At 52.6% G+C, this 20,629-nt stretch carries 19 protein-coding genes; 9 read left to right on the top strand and 10 right to left on the bottom strand.

The genetic code is table 11. From position 1 onward, the window contains the following. Positions 1 to 868 precede the first annotated feature (868 nt). Positions 869 to 2,245, top strand: coding sequence for an NAD(P)/FAD-dependent oxidoreductase (locus tag ACHZBS_RS08390; RefSeq protein ID WP_319406047.1), 1,377 nt, complete (start codon positions 869 to 871; stop codon positions 2,243 to 2,245). A gap of 292 nt (positions 2,246 to 2,537) precedes the next feature. On the opposite strand, the gene ACHZBS_RS08385 is transcribed toward ACHZBS_RS08390, so the two are convergent. The 6 genes from ACHZBS_RS08385 to ACHZBS_RS08360 form a co-directional block, all read right to left on the bottom strand. Then, positions 2,538 to 2,930: a desulfoferrodoxin gene (locus ACHZBS_RS08385; RefSeq protein ID WP_319406046.1), complete on the bottom strand. Its 393-nt coding sequence runs from the start codon at positions 2,928 to 2,930 to the stop codon at positions 2,538 to 2,540. Between the two features lie 200 nt (positions 2,931 to 3,130). Continuing rightward, entirely contained in the window at positions 3,131 to 3,508 is a 378-nt protein-coding gene (locus ACHZBS_RS08380) for an STAS/SEC14 domain-containing protein (RefSeq protein WP_319406045.1), read from the bottom strand. 547 nt (positions 3,509 to 4,055) lie between these two features. Next, positions 4,056 to 5,276: an ATP-binding protein gene (locus ACHZBS_RS08375; RefSeq protein ID WP_319406044.1), complete on the bottom strand. Its 1,221-nt coding sequence runs from the start codon at positions 5,274 to 5,276 to the stop codon at positions 4,056 to 4,058. A 10-nt stretch (positions 5,277 to 5,286) separates the two neighbouring features. After that, positions 5,287 to 5,949: a response regulator transcription factor gene (locus ACHZBS_RS08370; RefSeq protein WP_319406043.1), complete on the bottom strand. Its 663-nt coding sequence runs from the start codon at positions 5,947 to 5,949 to the stop codon at positions 5,287 to 5,289. A gap of 165 nt (positions 5,950 to 6,114) precedes the next feature. Next, positions 6,115 to 6,504, bottom strand: coding sequence for a response regulator transcription factor (locus ACHZBS_RS08365; RefSeq protein ID WP_319406042.1), 390 nt, complete (start codon positions 6,502 to 6,504; stop codon positions 6,115 to 6,117). Positions 6,505 to 6,855: 351 nt separating this feature from the next. After that, on the bottom strand, positions 6,856 to 7,296 hold the full coding sequence (locus tag ACHZBS_RS08360) for a universal stress protein (protein ID WP_319409074.1): 441 nt from the start codon (positions 7,294 to 7,296) through the stop codon (positions 6,856 to 6,858). A 76-nt stretch (positions 7,297 to 7,372) separates the two neighbouring features. Here ACHZBS_RS08360 and ACHZBS_RS08355 point away from each other — a divergent pair, with 76 nt between their 5' ends. Beyond that, positions 7,373 to 8,590 (top strand): ISL3 family transposase, encoded by a 1,218-nt coding sequence (locus ACHZBS_RS08355; RefSeq protein WP_319406041.1) that lies wholly within the window; start codon positions 7,373 to 7,375, stop codon positions 8,588 to 8,590. 456 nt (positions 8,591 to 9,046) lie between these two features. Beyond that, complete coding sequence (locus ACHZBS_RS08350) at positions 9,047 to 10,606, top strand: BON domain-containing protein (protein WP_319406040.1); 1,560 nt, start codon at positions 9,047 to 9,049, stop codon at positions 10,604 to 10,606. Between the two features lie 47 nt (positions 10,607 to 10,653). On the opposite strand, the gene ACHZBS_RS08345 is transcribed toward ACHZBS_RS08350, so the two are convergent. The 4 genes from ACHZBS_RS08345 to ACHZBS_RS08330 form a co-directional block, all read right to left on the bottom strand. Continuing rightward, positions 10,654 to 11,340, bottom strand: a complete 687-nt coding sequence (locus ACHZBS_RS08345) for an endonuclease/exonuclease/phosphatase family protein (protein WP_319406039.1) — start codon at positions 11,338 to 11,340, stop codon at positions 10,654 to 10,656. 1 nt (position 11,341) lies between these two features. Next, a complete protein-coding gene (locus ACHZBS_RS08340; protein WP_319406038.1) occupies positions 11,342 to 13,510 on the bottom strand; it encodes a VTT domain-containing protein in 2,169 nt (722 codons plus the stop codon). A gap of 59 nt (positions 13,511 to 13,569) precedes the next feature. Next, complete coding sequence (locus tag ACHZBS_RS08335) at positions 13,570 to 14,319, bottom strand: PRC-barrel domain-containing protein (RefSeq protein ID WP_319406037.1); 750 nt, start codon at positions 14,317 to 14,319, stop codon at positions 13,570 to 13,572. A 92-nt stretch (positions 14,320 to 14,411) separates the two neighbouring features. Further along, positions 14,412 to 14,711 (bottom strand): hypothetical protein, encoded by a 300-nt coding sequence (locus tag ACHZBS_RS08330; protein ID WP_319406036.1) that lies wholly within the window; start codon positions 14,709 to 14,711, stop codon positions 14,412 to 14,414. Positions 14,712 to 15,118: 407 nt separating this feature from the next. Here ACHZBS_RS08330 and ACHZBS_RS08325 point away from each other — a divergent pair, with 407 nt between their 5' ends. The 6 genes from ACHZBS_RS08325 to ACHZBS_RS08300 all read left to right on the top strand — a co-directional run bounded on the left by ACHZBS_RS08325 (position 15,119) and on the right by ACHZBS_RS08300 (position 20,618). Then, positions 15,119 to 15,520, top strand: coding sequence for a hypothetical protein (locus ACHZBS_RS08325; protein ID WP_319406035.1), 402 nt, complete (start codon positions 15,119 to 15,121; stop codon positions 15,518 to 15,520). Positions 15,521 to 15,533: 13 nt separating this feature from the next. Continuing rightward, positions 15,534 to 16,466, top strand: coding sequence for a DUF1566 domain-containing protein (locus ACHZBS_RS08320; protein ID WP_319406034.1), 933 nt, complete (start codon positions 15,534 to 15,536; stop codon positions 16,464 to 16,466). Positions 16,467 to 17,033: 567 nt separating this feature from the next. Beyond that, positions 17,034 to 17,291, top strand: coding sequence for a glutaredoxin family protein (locus ACHZBS_RS08315; protein WP_319406033.1), 258 nt, complete (start codon positions 17,034 to 17,036; stop codon positions 17,289 to 17,291). A gap of 58 nt (positions 17,292 to 17,349) precedes the next feature. Further along, positions 17,350 to 18,621 carry a hypothetical protein gene (locus ACHZBS_RS08310; protein WP_319406032.1) on the top strand — a complete coding sequence of 424 codons (1,272 nt, stop codon included), beginning with the start codon at positions 17,350 to 17,352 and terminating at the stop codon, positions 18,619 to 18,621. Beyond that, entirely contained in the window at positions 18,596 to 19,459 is an 864-nt protein-coding gene (locus tag ACHZBS_RS08305; protein ID WP_319406031.1) for an HAD-IIB family hydrolase, read from the top strand. Before ACHZBS_RS08310 ends, ACHZBS_RS08305 begins: the two co-directional genes overlap by 26 nt. Positions 19,460 to 19,505: 46 nt before the next feature. Then, positions 19,506 to 20,618, top strand: coding sequence for a mechanosensitive ion channel family protein (locus tag ACHZBS_RS08300; protein WP_319406030.1), 1,113 nt, complete (start codon positions 19,506 to 19,508; stop codon positions 20,616 to 20,618). The last annotated feature ends 11 nt before the right edge of the window (positions 20,619 to 20,629 follow it).

Raw genomic sequence — 20,629 nt, 5'->3', positions numbered from 1 at the left:
AGAGGAAGGGCTCTGTGCATACAAGAAGTTGACTGCCGGCGGCACTTGCATCAGGAGAAAGAAAAACCCAAGCAGGCAGATCTTTTTCAATCTCATTGGCATCGGTGCAGGCGGATCGTAACCTTCCATCTTAATGAGCGGCATCGAATGTTTTGAACATTCATGAAATTGAACGTTGCCCAGATGCATATAAGGAGTAAAATGCAGAAGGTGTTTCGAGACCCGAAAAAATACAGTGTCCACCCCATTGAAAATGAAACCGCCGCCTGCAAAGATTAGTACAAACAAATAAAAAGGAGGCGGTAAAAAAATGAAGTTTAGAGATCTTTTTCTTCCCAAAATTGTGAGATCTGATCCAAACGTAAGGAAAAAAGCGGTTCTAGTCGAACGCAATTCGGAGGTGCTTAAAGGTGTCATCAAAAATGATTCCGACAAAGTGGTACGCGAGGCAGCCCGGAAACGCCTGCAGAAACTCAACACATAGCGCTTCGACAGACAGCCGATCCTTTTTGGCTCGTTTGATTTCCTGAACGCATCAGAAATCAAAACCTGCAGCGATCTTGGGCTGTCAGGAAGACGCGTAAACATTCCATCTATTTCACCACAGGGTGGACAGGATCGAGGTTTAGATGCTGTGTATCTTGCTGGTCTCTTGTTGCTCTATGGTCAACCCCCTGATAAACCTTGTTCACTAACGATCATTCCAAGTATTCGTTTTTCATCCTTTTATAAACATATACGGCGTCTCACCCATAGGCTCAATCGCAGTAGATGTGTTTTAAACTTTATCGATATTGGAGGAAACGCCGTCAACACCATATGGAAAGCAGCGCATCTGAGACAAGTAAACCCAAAACGAGAGGGTCGCATGTCTAAACAATACGACGCATTGGTTATCGGTTCCGGTACTGCCGGCCAAACTGCAGCCTACGAATTGAATCGCCAAGGCCTGACAGTGGGCATGGTTGAGCACAGCCAACAACCCGGGGGGACGTGCGCCCTCAGAGGCTGCCAGGCTAAAAAATGGTTTTACGAAGGCGTCGAGACCGTGGCACGATCCCGGCATCTTTCAGGCATCGGCATTACCTCCCCGGCATTTGCCAGTTGGGTCGAGCTGCGTGATGCGAAAAACCGATTTACGAAACGCGTGCCCGATAAAACGGTCAACGGTCTGAATAAAGTTGGCATCGATTTTATAAGGGGCCGGGCCCGCTTCACGGACCGGCGTTCTATTTCTGTCCTCCATCAGCAGCTGTCGGCCCGCTTTATCGTTGTGGCCACTGGTGCAGTTCCCATGCAATTGCCCATAGACGGCGCCCAACACATGGTTACCAGCACTGAATTTATGGAGTTGGACCGGCTTCCTCGCCGAATCGTTTTTATCGGCGGTGGTTTCATCTCTTTTGAATTCGCCCATTTTGCCGTTCGGCTTGGGCCAACGGACACCCGCTGCACAATTTTGGAAGCCGGATCACGTCCACTGGGGCATTTCGATCAGGAGATGGTTGACCTTTTAGCAGAAGCATCTGCATCGGAAGGCATCGACATCCACTGTGATGTGGACATTACCGCTATTGAAAAAACCGATGGCGGATTCATCGTGACGACCAAAGATGGTCATCGGTTTGAATCGGATCTCGTCGTGCACGGCGCCGGTCGTTCAGCAGACATCCAAGATCTGAATCTGGAAAAAGCCAGTGTCGAAGGCACGCAACGCGGCATTGCCGTAGACGAGAAAATGGCCACGACGAACCCCCATATCTATGCCGTGGGAGACTGTGCCGCCACCGTTCAACTGGCCCGGGTGGCGGATGCCGAGGCCCAGGTGGCGGCCGCGGACATCTTCGGACGAGTCAGCGGCGATCGACAGAAACATTCAATGGACTACACGGCCGTGCCGTCGGTGCTGTTCACCTACCCGCAGTGTGGGATGGTGGGCGCCACGGAAAATACACTTGAGGAAAAGGGCGTGGCCTATAGAAAGAGTTTTGACAAGGATCTCAATTGGCCGACTTACAGACGTGTGGGGATGGAATCGGCGGCTTATAAATTGCTTGCGGGAGAAGATGGAAGACTGTTGGGGGCCCATGTGCTGTCGGACAATGCCACCGGATTGATCAACACCTTTACCCTTGCTATGGTCAACCGCATCTCCGTCGACGACCTTTACCGCCAGAGCACCATGGCACCCTACCCATCCCGGGAAAGCGACATCATTTACATGCTCAAGCCTTTGATTGCATGACGCAGACCTGGCGATGGCGGTTTCCCAGCCCAAATAAACTGGTCTTGCCGCTAAAGTACGTCATATTCCCCATACCCATCGCGGAATTGATCCGTTATCGTTAAGCTAAAGCAAGCAGTTACCACGCTTGCGGACCTTGCAGTCAAGGAGGTGAAAACCAATGACGGAAAGAAACAGGGTGATCGAAGGCAAAAAAGAACGGCAGAGAACCATGGATAAACTGTCCATAATAAGTGGCCTGTCCCCCTTTTCAGTCCAATCATGAATCGGGCCGGTATTGGTTCATCTGTTTTTATTCACCCGCTTTTTGCGTTGCTTTCCACAGCCCATGCAGGTTGCAGTACTCTCTGGCCATCAGCTCGGTGGCATAAACGGCGAAAAAAGCTTCCGGCATTTCTCCCGGATTGAGGAATTGACGATAGGTCTTTCCGTCAGCAATGACCTCGATCCACTGGATATAATGCTTTTCCTCCATCGGGTGGGCGACATCACCAACTTTCACCTTGACCCCGCCATCCACCACCTCGATTACCGGAACGTGCTTTTCCTTGGCCGCATCGACGGTATTTTCGGTCATCGCCTTCATGGGTTCGCCGCAGCACACCAGTTCCCCATCACCGCCGTTGACCACTTCCACAATGTTGCCACACACATCGCATTTGTAAATTTCCAGTCTTTTTGCCAAAACGGACTCCTTTCAAGGTTAGGGTTGTTGCCAATTACTAATCCGCAAAAGGGTTGTCCCCCTTTGGTTTCAATGAATTCGCTGAATTCGGAGGCTATTGAACGAATAGCGCATGCTTTAAAGCCTGCCGACACTTTATGCACACTTAAATGGCGTCGGCGTGGCATCTGCCGGCCCTGATGAACCATAATGATGATTGTTTATGCTTCTCGGATCCATTCCCGTGCCTTGTCGACTTCCTTCATATCAAAATAGCGTACATCGGCGGAGGTAAACGGCTTGACGAATACGGTTACCCCCTTTTGCCAACGGGATTCCCCCACTACGGCCAGCCGTTCGATGTCGTTGAAGTGTTTGGCCGCGAATTTTGTATCTTCCCAGAGTGCGCCGGCCGTCCAGCCTTCAAAGTCGTGCAACTCTGTCAACAGCCGGATGGGTGAGCCGTTCTGCATCTGGCTTTCGATCATAGGAACAAACGTTTCGTAATCCGCTTTATCCAACTTTTCACGGAACTTGAGAGTGACGATGGTACCCACTGGTGTTTGGTCTACTTGAATTTCGTCAAATCCGATCGGCATGGTAACCTCTCTTCCTGCACATTTTGATTGTGTGCCTTGCCGTTTTAAATCAACCGTGGCTGTTGAACTTCTACCCGATTTAACCAATTTGTATGGGTTGCCTCCAGATCAAATTGTGCCTGAACGTTCATCAGGAATTTTCTATTATATTAGTGAAGGACAGCCGGACCTCAATGGGGGGTGGCATGTATTGATGGAAATAGTCATGTGTATTTTCCACATCAGGCCCATCATCGGGGAAGCAAACCCCTGAAGCGTGCCCTGTCAGCCTATATCGTGGTGAAGCAGGTCAAGTCGCCATAAAAAAGGAATGTTGGACTGGTCCGAGCGGCGCGAAAATTCGACCCTTCCAAGTATTTGATGGACAATCATCGCAGTGTCCGCATCGGAACAACCCAGTCTCAACGCAAACTTTTTTCAAACTAAAAAAGACCAAGGCCAATCACAATCATCTGGTAAAAGAGGGCATGGAACCGTCTCCCGAGATGATGAACTTTTTGGGTCGGCAATGGCAATGGGTAGGTCTGACAGAAGCAGCGGCCGGGCACTAGATGGGGAGGATGGCATTGATTCTGGTCCCCCGGCCATGCTGCGACTCGATATGAAACGAGCCACCGAAGATTTCACAGCGTTCGCGCATGGCGGTCAGGCCGTATCCGCTCAGGGGGTCTTTTTCGGAGAGGACTTCTTCGACATCGAAACCCCGGCCGTCATCTTCGATGATCAAAGAGATCGAACGATTACCGTCGGAGAATCCCATCTGCAGTCGCACTGAATTCGCCTCACTGTGTTTTTCGGCATTGCTCAGGCCCTCCTGTACAATTCGATAAATGATAATTTTCATTGCTTCGGGAACATCTTTTTCGGCAATGTCCGTCCGGTAATCGACATGAATGTTGCCATAAAGCCGTTGAAACTGGCGTAGGTACCACTGAATGGTGGCCATCAGGCCCAGGTCGTCCAGCGTTGTGGGACGTAGGTTGGCGGAGATGCGTTTGGTTTCCTTGATGGTCGCCAGCAGGTAGGCAATTTCCTTTTTTAAAGACTCTTCCAATCGACCGCTGTGTTGTTCCCGCTTCATCTCTTTTTCTTCAAGACTGAATTTAATGGCCGCCAGGTTGGCGCCGATGCTGTCGTGCAACTCCTTAGAGATGGTTCGCCGATCCGCTTCCAGCAAATCCAAGGTCCGCCGGGACATATGTTTCAGGCGCTCCCGGGAAATGCTCAGTGCGTCGTCCATTCGTCTCCGTTCGGCAATTTCACTTTCCAACGCATCGATCGTGGCATTGAGATCTCTTGTCCGTTTGGATACTTCTTCTTCCAGCCGGCTTGTTACGGATTCAAGGTGCCGTTCATGCGCGACGGTTTGGGTGACATCCGATGCGATGATGACAGCCATGCGTTGGCCGTTTGTTGTTCGGCCCAGCGGTGCATTGAATAGTTCCCAGATCAACTCGTGACCGTTGGTTGTTTTCAACCAAATGCGCGACGGTGCCAACACTTTTTCCGGTTCGAAAAGGCGGGTGAGATAATTTTTATTCCTATTGGCGGAGTCATTCAGAATATGTCCGGCCCATGCATCAATGGTCGGGATATCTTTGTGGGATAGCCCGGTTGTCTTTCGAAAAGCGTGGTTGACCATCAGCAAGCGGCCGTCGTCACAGGCGACGAGAACCGGGACCGGTGCATTGCACAGCGCCTGAAAATAGGGAGCTTCAATACGGAAATTGAGAACATCGCCATCATCAGAGTGTGGTTTCTCGGACATCGACATTGGGCTATTTTTTGGTTTCAACGAGGCCATTTTCAATGGCGTAGGCTGTCAGTTGGGCGATATTGTGCAAGTTCAGTTTGCCTATCAGGTTGGCGCGGTGTTTTTCCACCGTTTTGACGCTGATGTGCAGAAAATCGGCGATATCCTTGTTGGTGTACCCTTCAGCCAGGAGCTTCAAAACCTCGCGCTCCCGTTGTGTGACGGTATCCCATCGAGAATTCTCTTTGAGTTTTTTCCGACCGGTCAGGTACCCTTCCATGACCTGGTCCGAGATATCCGGGCTGATATAGGTTTTCCCTTCCAAAACGCTGTCGACGGCCAGCATCAACTCCTTCCGGCTGGCATCCTTGATACAATAACCGTCGGCCCCGGCATCAAAGGCTTCCAAGACAAACTGATCGGATTCGTGGATGGTCAGCGCAAGGATCCGCGTTTCCGGCAGTTCCCGTTTAACCTCTTTCATCACCGAAATTCCGCCCATCTTGGGCATGGACAAATCCAGCAGCACCAGGTCAGGTGTTGTCCTGCGAATCCGGCGGACCGCTTGCAGACCATCTTCGGCCTCTCCGACGATGTCGATATCGTCACGGCTGTTTAGCATGGATTTGAGGCCTTCTCGAAACAACCGATGATCCTCGACGATAAAAAATTTATGTTTCTTATCCAATGCATGCCCTTTCCAGTAAAAACGTGGACATCCGAATGATCGGCGAAGCGGCGGGGGCGAGGTTGTGGGATAGCCGCGACAGAATAAAATATTTATAAATAACTATACCTTAAATATCTGTTTCTGGCAACGCGAAACCCGATTGTCAAAGGATGATTGAGGAATTCAGGCATTTCCGTGTCGACGAATGGTTGCGTGGATTACATCGATCAGGCGCAGGCCACCGGATTTTTCTTTGGAAAGGAAATAATCCGCACCATTTTCAATCGAGGCCGCTTCGTGCTCAGCTGAATCGTGATTGGTCAACACGACAATGCGGCTTTTTGGAACCATTTCCTTTATGGATGCGATAAACTCGATGCCGTTTTCCCGGGGAAGGCCAATATCGAAAAAAACGACCTCCGGAGGATCTTTTTGCAGGATGTCTCTGGCCTGACCCGGGTTATTGGCTTCCCTGACATCGACATGGGTTTCACTGGTCTGGATGACCTCTTTCAGAGTACGCCGGAAGATCGGAGACGGGTCTAAAATCAGCACTTTTCTTCGGTCTATCATTTGGACTCCAATGTCTTTAGAACAAACTTGATGAGTAATTTATCGCATCCCTTTACTATGCGTCTATGGGTGGTGGACTGTATTTTGATACGACCCGGTATGCATAAGGCGCATGGTTGGCGGGTGAGGTGGGCGTCGATTCGGGTCCTCAGGCGGCGGTTCCTTTACCGGTGGTTTTTTGGGCTCGTTCGGCGGTTCCTCCACCGGCGGGGCGTTCGGTGGTAGACGGTTCATTGAAAAAACGGCAACAGCCGGATAAGCAGTCTCGATGAGATTTTTATCTTTTCTATTATCATGTAACCGCATGGGGCCTCCTTGGTATTGGGTTGCTGACAACCGCATTAACTCGTCTCATTCATTGTATCTCATGGTCAGCACCGGACAAGTCGCTGAACGTACGACCTTCTCGGCCACCGAACCGAAAAACAGGCCTTTGATACCGCTCCTCCCATGGGTCGCCATGACGATCAGATCGGCCTGTTCATCTTCCGCCAGTTGGACAATACTTTTTGCCGGGTCTCCAATCACAACCCGATGGTCGACGGGGATTCGCTTCTCAACATGATTCTTGATCAGGTCCTGCATGGCCTTATGGGCATTTTCCTTCATTTGCCCCATAATTTGCGGGATCTGGTCCATGAGGTGATGGGTCAGCGTATATGATGGAGACGGGGTTGGATCGATTTCGTTGATTGCATGGAACAAAATAATTTCGGCAGAAAAATGCTCCGCCAGTTCAACGGCAGATTTTAATGCTGCATCGGACGGTTCACTGAAATCCACTGGACAGATGATTTTTGGTTCCTCGCTGTTTCGTATGGGTAGATAGTTGATTGACTTACCGCACTAGTGATAATCGCTAAGCACTATGAAAGATACAGAACTCCTTCAAATGGCTCTTGGTCTGAAACCGCCCTGGCAGGTTTCGACAGCGGATTTCAACCCCGATGAAAAGCGTCTGGATATCCGCCTTGATTTTCCCAAAGGGAGCACCTTCACTTGCCCGAAATGTGGGCTATCGGGAGTCAAGGCCCACGATACCGTCGAGAAAACATGGCGGCATCTGAACTTCTTCCAGCACGAAGCGTATCTGACCGCCAGGGTTGCCAGAATCGACTGCAAAAAATGCGGCATCCGTCTGGTTGATGTGCCCTGGGCCAGACCCGGCAGCGGCTTCACGCTGTTGTTTGAAGCGATGATTATGATACTGGCCAAGGCTATGCCGGTGAAAACCGTCGCCGAGTTTGTCCGTGAGCACGATACCCGGTTATGGCGTATCTTGCATCACTATGTGGGCGAAGCGCGTAAGGCCGCCGACCACAGTCAGGTCAAGCATGTCGGCATGGACGAAACCTCAAGACGCCGCGGCCACAACTATGTCAGCCTGTTTGTCGATCTTGACGAAACCCGGGTTCTGTTCGCCACCGGCGGCAAGGATGCATCAACCGTTGATCGATTCAAAAGAGATCTCACCGACCATGGCGGCAATCCCGGCGCTATCGAGGAGATGTGCTGCGACATGTCTCCGGCGTTCATCAGCGGTGTCGAAAAACATTTTCCCGAAGCCCATATCACCTTCGATAAGTTCCATGTGCTGAAAGTCCTCAACGAAGCGGTGGACCAGGTTCGCCGGGAAGAATCCAAAGGCCGGCCGGTGCTAAAGGGCAGCCGCTATCTTTGGCTGAAGAACCCATCCAACCTCAAGGCGTCCCAGGCCGAACAGCTTGAACAATTGACGATCAAAAAGCTCAACCTCAAAACCAGCCGGGCGTACCACATCAAACTCAACTTTCAGGAATTCTACAATCAGACCGCCCGGACCGCCGAAACCTTTTTGAAGAAATGGTATTTCTGGGCAACCCACAGCCGCCTGGAGCCCATGAAAAAAGCCGCATACACCATCAAGAACCACTGGGACGGCGTCCTGCGTTGGTTTACCTCCAGGATCAATAACGGAATCATAGAAGGGATAAACAGTCTGATTCAAGCTGCCAAAGCCAGAGCCCGAGGGTATCGAACTGAGCGAACACTTATCACCATGATTTATCTTATTGCAGGCAAACTGAAGTTCGATTTACCCACATGAAACAGCGAGGAACCTGATTTTCTTTAGATTTTTCATGGGAGCACCTCCTTTGACTGCGTTTTGCAAAATTAATTTCAAAATCAGCTTATCACCCGATCGATCCGTATCGTATAAGGTGAATCCCCCATTGTGGCTGCAGGTGATCGGTAATTCGGGCGGTGCAGTGGGCTGTGCAGAGCGTCTTCTTGCCCATGCATCCTTGAATCGCGATAACGAGCACATTCCCGTCGTTTACGGTGGGGTTAGGGAGCGGACTGGAAATCGATACCATTTTCACGGTAAACCCTCCCTGCGGCATGCCGCGGAAAGGGCTCAATAGAATCCGGTTCGGCTCCAAATACCGTCCTACCCCTATTCCAAACCTCTCTCCATAAACATACGCTTTAGATAGCGAGATTTCGACGAGTCGCTATTTGCCCGAACCGGGCCGCATCAAGCCGAACAAGGAGGATAAGGATGAATCTCAACTTCAGATCAATAGCTGTCCTTCCAGCCGCCAGACAATTCCATGATAATCAATGGATTCGCGGACGATCGTGGGCGCTGCGTATGACCATCTTTTGTACGGTCCTATTCATGTATCGTCCGGCGACTGGACGCGAATTAACCGACAGCACGATTCGAGAGTCAATCGGCAAACATATTCTTTATGAAACTGCGATAGCGCCCGGTCAAGTCGACATCAAAGTAAACGACGGGATTGTGATGCTTTCCGGTACAGTGAACAATCTTTTGCGGAAAGACCGGGTCCGGCAAATTGCCGAGAGCATCCGTGGGGTGCGGTCGGTGGTCAACACCGTGGCCGTAAAACCGGTCGTTCGCGAAAACGAGGTAATCGCTCGGGACGTGCGCAACAGCCTCCCGCAAATACCGCCCGATCATGGCATGGATGTATCCGTCTCTGTGGACGCTGGCGTCGTAACGCTCAACGGGACTGCGGACTCTTGGGTGCTCAACCGGCTGGCCGTTCATCAGGCCATGTCGATCAAAGGGGTGTCGGAAGTAGTCAATTTGATCGATATAAAAGCCCGGCTTGAAAGAGATGACAAGGATCTTGGATTGGACGTCAAGCGTCGGCTTGCCGCTGATCTGTATGTCGATGACGCCCTTATTGAGGTGACGGTGAAAGGTGGCCGGGTGGCGCTCGAAGGAATCGTCGGAACGGCAGCCGAAAAGCGGCGTGCCGCCGAAGATGCATGGATTTACGGTGTGGCTGCCGTTGAGAACAAGGATCTGATCGTTGACTGGCAGGAAAAAGATCACATGCGCCGCGCATCCCCCTACATCAGTCAATCGGACCAGACCATTTTACGGGCAGTCGAGGATGCGCTGCTGATGGATCCACGGGTAAACGCCTACAATCCGGACATCTTTGTGGTAAACGGTGCGGTCACGCTGTCCGGAGCCGTGGATACCCTATACGCCAAACAGGCAGCTGCGGACGACGCCCGCAGCACAACCGGTGTCTGGAGCGTGGACAACCAACTGAAACTGCGCTACCGGTTTTTTCCCCCGGACAATGAAGTCGCGAGTATTATCGAGGATGTCTTTCGACGGGATGCCGAACTGCATGCCCTCGATATCATAGCAGCGGTCAAAGACAATCATGTCCGTCTTTCCGGGTCGGTGGATACCATGGGCCAAAAGGTTCGGGCTGAGAATATCGCCACGCAGATCGAAGGGGTCTTGACCCTGGACAATCGGATTACGGTCAACGCGAAAGCGGACAGGCCAAGCGATGCCGATATATCCGCTGCCATTGTCGACGAATTGTTCTGGAGCCCCTATGTGGACGGCGACCGTATCGGCGTGACGGTGAAGGACGGGCAAGCCGTCTTAACAGGCAACGCCGCCGGCCGGTTCGTGGCCCATGCGGCCGTGCAAAACGCTTTTGAAGGGGGCGCTGAAACGGTATGGACAAAACTGGTGCTGGACGATGGAAGCACATTGAACGAAGTGTTTAGAGAAGACACCTACCAATTCCGTCCGGGTCGTATTTTCAGTTTTCGTCCCTGATTGGGGCGGCTGGAGGATATTGTGGGGGTGTGATTCCTGTTCAGGTGTCAGACCGCCGCACGTGCCACCAATGGAAGATGGTCGGAGGCGATGGCTGCAGACGTGTGCCGATGATGATGCAGGGAAATCAGCCGTTCCGCCGGGTCGACCCAGATGCGATCCAGCGCCAGCAGCGGACGGCGGCTAGGAAAGGTGGCTGGCGCCGGTATGCTGCCGAATCGACGATTCGCCCACCGCAGGGGGCGTCCCCACAAAAACCACTCATTGAAATCGCCAAGCAGGATCGTCACCGCAGCGTCCAAATCCTCCAGCAGCGGGAGCAGGCGACGCATCTGATACCGACGTTCACCGGGACGAAGCCCAAGGTGGGTGGCCACGATCCTGACTGTACTGCCGTTAAATCGCAACTTGATCGAAATGGCGCCTCTCGGTTCCCTGCCCGGCACACTGATATCCATGCGGTCGACGCTGTCCGGGGCAATCCGTGAAAGGATTGCATTCCCGTAATGGCCCTTTTGTTCCAGCAGGGTCGGCCCTGCGATGGCTTGGGCATCCGTTGCCCGGGCCAGGTTCGCCAGGATATCATTCGGACCGTCGTTATTGAATGAAACCTCCTGAAGGGCCATCACATCCGCATTGATATCTCGCAGTACTGCAGCGATGCGTTCCGGCGCCTCAATGCCGTCCCTCCCGATACAGCGGTGAATGTTGTAAGTGGCGATTCGCAGTGTCATTTCAATCCGGTTCCTTCAAGGCCGGGTCATCATTTAAAGCCGGTTTCTTGGAAGATCGATCGGCGCGTTTGCGCTTGACCCACCGGCGAAGTCCGACGAGAGCTCCACCGACCAGCATAACAGCAACTACAAGCGCAGTGAAACGACCCAAATCCGGGCGACGAAGAGAGTCTGAAATGCGGTCCGCCAGCAAAGCGATGGCCATGACCCCAGGCAGCATGCCCACGAGAGTGCCGATAGCAAAATCCTTCAACCGTATTTCGGACACACCGGCGATCAGGTTGAGTACCGAAAAGGGGGCCACGGGAACGATGCGAAAGGTGATGATTGCCGTCAAACCGGAATTTGAGATTTTCCGGCTAAGTCGATTGAGCAGGCTGCCGGAAAATCGACGCACGGCATCGCTTCCCAATAGTCGACCCGCTCCAAATACGACAAGTGCGCTCAACTCGGATCCGGTCAACGCATAGGTCAATCCCCACCAGGGACCGAAGACAATTACTGTGGCCATCACCATCAGGGTGACGGGAAAGGCAACCATTCCACCGAGGATATATGCGGAGAGGACCAAAAGGGGCGTGAACGGCTGCCGACGGATCCAATAACCAGCTGCCCGCGCGGATTCCATATCGACCCATTCACCGGCAGGCGTCCAGCGCCACAGGGCTGCCAGGATCAGAACGCCAGCAATCAAAAAAATAATCTTCATCAGGTGCCGGTAGGCAAGAGGTTGTTGCTCGGGACGGATGAAATAGTCGAAGAGTTCATTCGGTTCCAGTGGTTTTTCCGGGTCCAGCAGCTCCGATTCGGGAACCCACTGGTCCACCTCGGGCGGTACATCGCCGGATAGGCGAACCAACCCACGTTCACCCTTGGGCAAGGATTCGATGGCCTTGATCAACGATCCGGTTTTATCAATTGCATCGGTGACGTCGTCGACATCGCTCCCTGAATGCTCGGCAATCAACCGGTTTCGAAATCGCGCAATTGCTGACCGTTCGGCTTCATTGGTGTCGGCGGCAACGGCCAGGTCGCACTCCGAGTCAAGGCCCATGGAGCGGTTGCTCAAATTGGACGATCCCACGCGCACGAAATCGTCATCGATCACCATCACCTTGGCATGAACCATCAAGGCGAATTCCGGTTTTTTGGCGATCCGCGGGTAATAGATGCGCAGACGGTCGTGTCGATCGGAATCCCGCAGTCTGCACAGAATCCGCCCACGCAGGACATCCATGGTGTGCTGCTCAAGCCAGCCGCCGGTTTTTTCAGGTAGGACAATCACCACCTCGGGCCCCTCGGCCTCCTCCAGCCGATGTTTCAACGCCTGGCCGATTCGATAGGAACTGAGATATTGGTTTTCGATGTAAATGGCACGTCGGGCGGCTGCGATACTGTCCAGGTATAGTCGTTCCACCTCCCGCACGGCTTGCTGGTCTCCATGGGCAGGCAGGGTCCGGGACACCGCCACCTGGACCCGCTTGAAATCCGGCTCAATGCTTGAGGGCCAGGGCGTCTCTTTTTCAAGGTCCTCCCGATCGATCGGTTTTTCCCTTGAGGCACGGAGCCATCGCTTTCTGGCCAGCCGGCCGAGTGTCCTGGCCACCGGCCCATCCACGGCCATCTGAATGTCGTGAAAGGGAGGATATGGCTTGCCGTCGGGGTCGATGCGGCGATTGTCGCGGGGCCGATGCGCCGGCGTATCCCAGCGCCACTTGCTCAAATCAAAGCCGCCGACAAAGGCGACGGTATCGTCGACTACCACTATTTTCTGATGCTGGGATGCACCGACAGGGTGGTGACCGTCCAGGCAAAAATGGATGCGTTTGTGGGTTCGCCACTTGAGTTTGTAGCGCGGGAAAAATTCGCGTTCCAGCGCATAGATCATGGCAAAATCCCAGCTTAGCAGGTAGACATGAAGCGCCTTTTTTTTGGCAACCAAGCAGTCGAGCAATTGACCGAGACTTGACGGGTAATCGCTGTCGGTGTCATCGCGAATCAGATGCAGATCGCTGTGAAGGTCCCATCCAACGATGAATATGGAATGCTTGGCCTGGAGAAAGGAATCGTACAGGGCACGATAGTAGGCTTCACCGTCGATGATTAAGGCCGCATGGTGGGCGCTTTCCAGCCGATGGCAGTTGTTTGAGGGCTCAAGTATGTTTTCCAATGGACGTCCCGTTGGGGTGTTGCATGTTTGTTGCCCTGATGACGATGGCTCCAGCCAGGCTACCAGTAATAGGGCCTTCCGTAAAAATCATAGAGGGCCAATTCATATCCCCGGTTCACCGGCAACGCTGGGTCAAATTCAGGACTGTTTTTGATCTGGCTGCCGGTCAGATCCACCAGCACCTTGCTTCGCTTCCAGTCCACCCGGTCGACCCAATTGGGAGCGACTAACACTTTCTTGCTGGCGGGCATCCAGTTGCTGGTATCGATGATCAGATACCTGATGATCCAGGAATCCTGGTCCACGATGAAATCGTCGATATGACCGATGTTGGTGTCCGATGCCTGGATGCGGTATCCTGTTACCTCTTTGACGGATCGGAGGTTTGGGTCGTGATCGGTCTTTTCGGGAACGCGCCGGTCCGCTTCCACACGATGCAGCAGACGCGGGTAGTCGTGTGCGCCCCAGACTGAAGGTCCTCCCCAGTAATGGGCCCAGTCGTAATATTTGTTTAACGCGATCTCATACTGCCGTGAGACCGGGACGTCGGCATCGATAGGGGGTGAACTCTTGATTTGATCTTTGGTCAAGCCGACGCTCAGCCGCCGGGTTGTCCCGTCCGCATTGCCGATAGATATGGGTGAGATAAGGACCTTACGACCCGGAAGCCATTTATGCGTATCGGCAACAATATAGCGCACCGTCCAATCCTTGTCATCGATCAGGAAGTCGCTGCACAGCCCGATTTCCCCATCCTGGGCACCCAATACGTATCCTTGAATATCTTTCATACTTCTCAACATTTGCATGATTACTCCCTTGTTGGGTTGGTTATCCCATTATCGCGGCAAAATTGAAAAGGTGTGCTAAGGATCGTACAGATCCGGAAGACCTGGTGATATTATGGATTTCCACCCGTGAACTGCTCCTTGACCTGCTTCACGCTGGCCTCAAAATCCTTCCAGGCGATTTCCACGCCCTCTTTTAAATCCTGCCATGCGTCCGTACTGGAATTTTTAATCACCGTCAGTTTTCTTTCGACCTGTCGAATCTTGGCTTTGATCTCCTGAATGGTTGCTCGATAGCGTGCCTGATTTTGTGCGTCGATCATTTCTGCTTTGCTCTCCAGACGATCTACTTCAGCATTCCATTCATCCAGCTTCGCCTTCAATTTCTCTACAAAAATTTTCCTTGCAGACATATGATCTCTCCTTTCAGAATTTAGTTTTCGACCTGTTTTCACCATCCGCAGCGGTTTGCATCATTCAGGCGGTGTCACATCAAATGACTGATTCATTATAGGTTAAAGGGTGGATTTGACGAAATGGGGGGTAGAATTGATTCTGTGTTTATCAAGCGGGTATGCTTGATCAATTCAGCCAGGAAACCTAAAACTGATTATCACGCAAACGACCAGCGTTTCCTGTGAAGGATCAATTGAAACCAGCGGGGGAACATGTCACAAAAAAATGAAAATACAGTCTTCCTTTCGATAAACTACAGCATCGTGCCGCTATCGATATCTCAGAACCTGTGCTTAGAATGATATTGTAACCGTGACGCCTGTTATGCCCCACAGGGTCAACCCAGCTGAGAAAAGGAGCAAAAATGTTATTTATCGGTCATTTTACATTTGACGAAATCGATGCCGACAGCCAACCGAAGCATGGATATTTCAGCAGCATTGTCGATGCAAAAAGCCCCGACGACGCCGTAGCCAAATTCGAAGCCCACATCAAACAGATGAAAAAAACTGCCAAGCAGATGGTCAGCGTGGTCCATGTGTATATCGAGGAGATTTTGCGCATCGCCAACATCCCCGAAACGCCGATTATTACCCGGCTGCAGTCTTCGGATGGCGAGTTTCCCGCATCCGTCAGCCACTCCCTGCCGGGGGTCTTTGGCAAAAAGGTTGAGGCTTTCGGTTTCGCCCCAGACGTGGCGGACCACGAGATGCTCAATGACGGTGGTTTCATCGAAGCCAAGCCGTTCATCACCTTTGACCACTGATTGCGGTTAAAAAATGAATCGATATCTTTTGGAGACCGACCAGAACCAATGCTACACTGAAAACGGTCGGCCTGCCCCGTGCAAAAACAGCGGGCAGGATGCATGCTGCCAAAAAATCTACCATCTGTCAGGCCGTCAACGCTTTCAGGTGTTGGACCATGTCGCCAGGGATAATTTAACCGGAGCGGTCTGGGCGCGGAATGCCAATCCGGCGGAATATCCGCTCACCTGGAATGAGGCACTGGCCTATGTTGCAAATATGAGTGTACGCCGCGCACACGGATACGACAACTGGCAGCTTCCATCAAGAGCCCTTCTCTTTTCTCTGATCAGTCATCAGAACATTAATCCGGCACTCCCCGAGGGCCATCCGTTCGACAACGTCTTTCCCGGCTATTTTTGGACCGCCGATTCCTGTAGCCGGCTTCCCGACCAGGCCTGGTATGTCCACTTGGGGGGCGGTCGCGTCCACCGCGGGATGAAACAAGGTTCCTACATGGTCTGGCCGGTATCAATGGGCAACATAGAAATGGGCGATCCAGGTCGCAACGGGAAAATCCGCTTTAAAACGATTGATGATACCTGCATACAAGACGTTTTTACCGGTCTGATCTGGAGCAGAGATGCCAATCCGGCAGGCCGCCCGCTTGACTGGCAGGAAGCCTTGTTGCTAGTAGACGTTTTGAACCGTGGAAAGTTAGGTGGCTGCCATGATTGGCGACTACCCAACATCAGGGAACTGGAGAGTTTCATCGATCTCGGATACCACTCCCCCGCCCTGCCGACCGGTCACCCGTTTGTCAACGTGCAAGATGCCTACTGGTCCTCAACGACCAGCGTGTATGAGCCCCGTTACGCCTGGACCTTGTACTGCCGTGACGGCATTGTCGGTGTGGGATTCAAACCGCATGAAGATTTTTACGTGTGGCCGGTGAGCAACGGATGACGGCAGCCTGACAAGCGAGGATGTGAACCTTCTAGAAGAAAGTCCTGCCGGCTATGGTTGAAAGAACCGTCCGTGCGCCATCAGGTCCGCCACTGCATCATTTAGATGGATACACGCACGGGAGAGGGTCCGATAAGCCCCACCTGAAACCGTTCGCATCGGTCATGAGACATGATCCTACCGCCAAATGAGATTGACAATGCGGTTACGGTAAATGCTTGTGTCCATGTCCGCTATTTTCGCTGTGCGCGTACCGATGTAATCAAGCCATATTCCACCGCTTTCTGGACTAAGCGGGTTCACCGTGATGTTCATTGGACGGGATGCGAGGCCAAGATAGAGACATCGAAACAAGATGCGCGCTCGAAACCGTGGCCGTAGGCTCCAACATGTCAGACCGATACCGGCCCGCTAATGCACATATACAGGAAATATGGGGTGTGCAACCCATGGATGACATGGGATCGATCAATTAATATATGAGCATGTCGGGACGGTCAGGGGATTCCGTCAATGCACCGGCAGACAGGCAGCGTCCCAAAACCATGCGATCATCCGGAGGAGGGCATGACCTCTCAAAAAGTAAAATTATATTCGTTGAGCACTTGCAGCCATTGCAAAGCGGTTAAGAACCTGCTGGCAAAACAGGACATCGCGGTCGAAGTGGTTGATGTCGATCGCCTGGAAGGAGACCAGCGGAATCAGGTCTTGGAAAAAGTTAAGCATTACAACGATCGCGTCTCATTTCCCACAACGGTGATTGGCGATGACGTGATTGTCGGCTTCAAAGCCGACCGGATAAAAAAAGCCCTTGAGCGAAAATAGCGGATTCTGTCCGCCGTTTTCGGAAATGCACACTGCTAAACCAGAAATAGGTATTGCGATGACCCTAAAAACACCAGACCATCGGGAGGCTGTCAGCCAGGCGGAAGCGCTGTTAAAAAACTGCATCACCGGTCACGGCTTCCTGGCCAGCCCCACCGACAGTGACAACTACCGGCGTATTTGGGGGCGTGACGGAATCATCATCGGGTTGGCGGCCCTGATGACCGACGATCACGACATGATCGCTGCACTGCGCAGCACATTGGAAACACTGGTCAAACACCAGGGGCCCCACGGCGAGATCCCCAGCAATGTGGACATTCGCAGCGGTCGCGTCAGTTATGGCGGCATGACCGGCCGGGTGGATGCGGATCTCTGGTTCGTCATCGGATGCGGCGAATACTGGAACGTCACAAGGGACGACAGTTTCATTCAACGCATGCTGCCGGCGATCGAAAAGGTGGTCTTTCTGCTGGGCGCCTGGGAATTCAACAATCGCGGTTTGCTATACGTACCTGCCACCGGTGACTGGGCCGACGAATATGTCCACAACGGCTACATCCTCTACGATCAACTGCTCTATCTGCAGACATTAAGGACACTTCACCACCTCCGGCGGCGGATCACCGATGATGATGACCATGACTTGCGCACCCGGACCAGCCTGCTGAAGCACAGGATTCAGGACAACTACTGGTTCGGCTCAGATGCAGCTATCCCCGACGATGTGTATCACGAAATCTTTTTTGAAAAAGGCCGCAAGGCGGCCGACCGGTGCACCCGTCGATACTGGCTGCCGTTTTTCTCACCCCATGGGTATGGCTATCGATTTGATGGATTTGCCAACGTGCTGGCCTCGCTGCTCGGCGTCTCCACGCCATCGCGTCGCCGAACGGTCGACGCTTACATCGACCGGCACGTCGTGCCGGACGAAATCAAGCTGCTGCCGGCGTTTCATCCGGTCATCAAGCCGATAGACAAGGACTGGGAGGATCTGCACATTACGTTTTCATACAGCTTCAAAAACCGTCCCTACGAATTTCACAACGGTGGCCTGTGGCCGATGGTAACCGGATTCTATGTTGCCGACCTGGCCCGGCGTGGTGAGACAGCAAAGGCCAAGGACTATCTGGCCGGCATCCATGGCGCCAACGCCATGTCCATGGACAAGCTCCCATGGGGATTTCCCGAATATGTCAACGGCAGCGATTTTTCAGCCGGTGGAAACCGCCAGCAGTGCTGGAGCGCCTCGGCCGCCCTCATGGGGCACTATGCCCTGAAAGGCAAGAAGGTGTTTACGATCCATGAAGACGATACTCCTGTGCAGTGATCTGGACCGCACCCTGATTCCCAACGGTGCCGAAGATGAATCGCCGCAAGCCCGGCCTCTGTTTGCTGGCCTGGCCGCCCATCCGCACCTGCGCCTGGCTTACGTCAGCGGCCGTGACAAGAACCTAGTTAAAAAAGCCATTGTCGATTTCGATCTGCCCGAGCCCGATTTTGTCATCGGCGATGTGGGCACCACCCTCTACCATGTGGACGGGAACCAATGGCACATGAACCCGGGGTGGCAGCATGAAATCGCCCGGGATTGGCATGGTCATGGCCATGACGACATCACCGCGCTGCTGGCCGACATGAAGGGGAAAGACCTTGAACTGCAGGCACCGGAAAAGCAAAACCGATATAAAATCAGCTATTATACGGCCCCTTCGATCAACCCCCGGACGCTCAGGCAGCAGGTTACGGACATCCTCAACAACCATCAGATCGCGGCCCACATCATATGGAGTCGCGATGAGGCCGAGCAGCGTGGATTACTGGACATTCTGCCCCGTCGGGCCAACAAGCTGCAGGCAATCCGGTTTTTAATGGCCGATAAAGCGTTTGAGGAATCCAATACCGTTTTTGCCGGTGACAGCGGCAATGACCTGGATGTGCTGGTCAGCGGACTGCCGGCTATCCTGGTCAAAAATGCAGCCGATGATGTTCGCCAATCGGCGCTTAATCGTCTGGCTGAAGAGGGAATCAACGATCGGCTATATCTGGCCAGGGGCGGATTTAAGGACATGAACGGCAACTATGCCGCCGGTGTTCTGGAAGGGATTGTCCATTTTTTTCCCGCAACTGCTGAATGGATAAACTCGGCCAACCATACGGTCGGCTGAATCAGATACAGATACGAACGGAAAGACTGCAAGGATTGATGCGCCTATGATGAATAACACAATTTGGGGAAATACAATTGAAACGTGGCTGATTGCCGCAGGTATCTCTGTCGGCCTGTTGCTTGCCGTCAAGCTGATCAGAGACTTTCTGGTGCGTCGGTTCTTCAGACTCGACCAGAGCCGGGAGGATGATATCAATGCTTTGATCGCGGCGATCGTGAAAAGCGTCTCCATGCCCATTGTGGCGCTGCTGTTTCTATATGTCGGGGCCCAGGGTTTGAGTATCCCTGAAAAAATGAGCATCTGGGTTTCCGCGCTGGCAATGATTGCCGTGATTATCCAGATCGCCAAGTGGGGCAATGCTCTCATCTCCTTCGGGTTCAAACGGTATCAAAAAAAATATGTGCATGATACCGGTGAACGCATCACCACGCTTCGTGCCTTGACCTTTGTCGGCCGAACAGCCCTGTTCTCAATCGCTGCCCTGCTGGCCCTCGACAATGTACCCGGTGTGAAGATCACGACACTGGTCGCCAGTTTAGGAATTGGTGGTATTGCCGTTGCCATGGCGTTGCAGAACATTCTGGGGGACATATTTGCCTCCCTGTCCATTCTGCTGGACAAGCCCTTTGTTATCGGCGACTTCATCATCGTCGAGACCCACATGGGTATCGTCGAGTATATCGGTTTGAAGACCACCCGCATCCGCAGCCTGTCCGGTGAACAGCTGGTCTTTTCCAACAGTGACCTTTTAAAAAGCCGTATTCGCAATTACAAGCGCATGGCGGAACGGCGCGTCGTCTTTTCCATCGGTGTCGTCTATCAGACGGACTATGACACCTTGAAAAAAATACCCGGCTTGATCCGAAAGATTATTGAAGATCAGGACCTTGTCCGGTTTGATCGCTCCCATTTTCAAGGCTACGGAGAATTTTCGCTCGATTTCGAAACGGTCTACTATGTCCTTTCACCGGACTACAACCTGTATATGGATATCCAGCAGGCCATCAACCTGGAAATATTCCGTCAATTCGAAGCATTGAACATCCACTTTGCCTATCCTACCCACACTGTTTTTCTCACGGGTGAGAACCGGCAGGGCGACAATGAATCATCTCATTCAGATTCAATACAGCCTGCATATTCCGCGTATACATAAATCCCCCCATT

It is taken from the genome of uncultured Desulfosarcina sp. (assembly GCF_963664155.2).
In the GTDB taxonomy this organism is placed as follows: domain Bacteria; phylum Desulfobacterota; class Desulfobacteria; order Desulfobacterales; family Desulfosarcinaceae; genus Desulfosarcina.
This window is presented reverse-complemented; position numbering and strand designations above follow the sequence as displayed.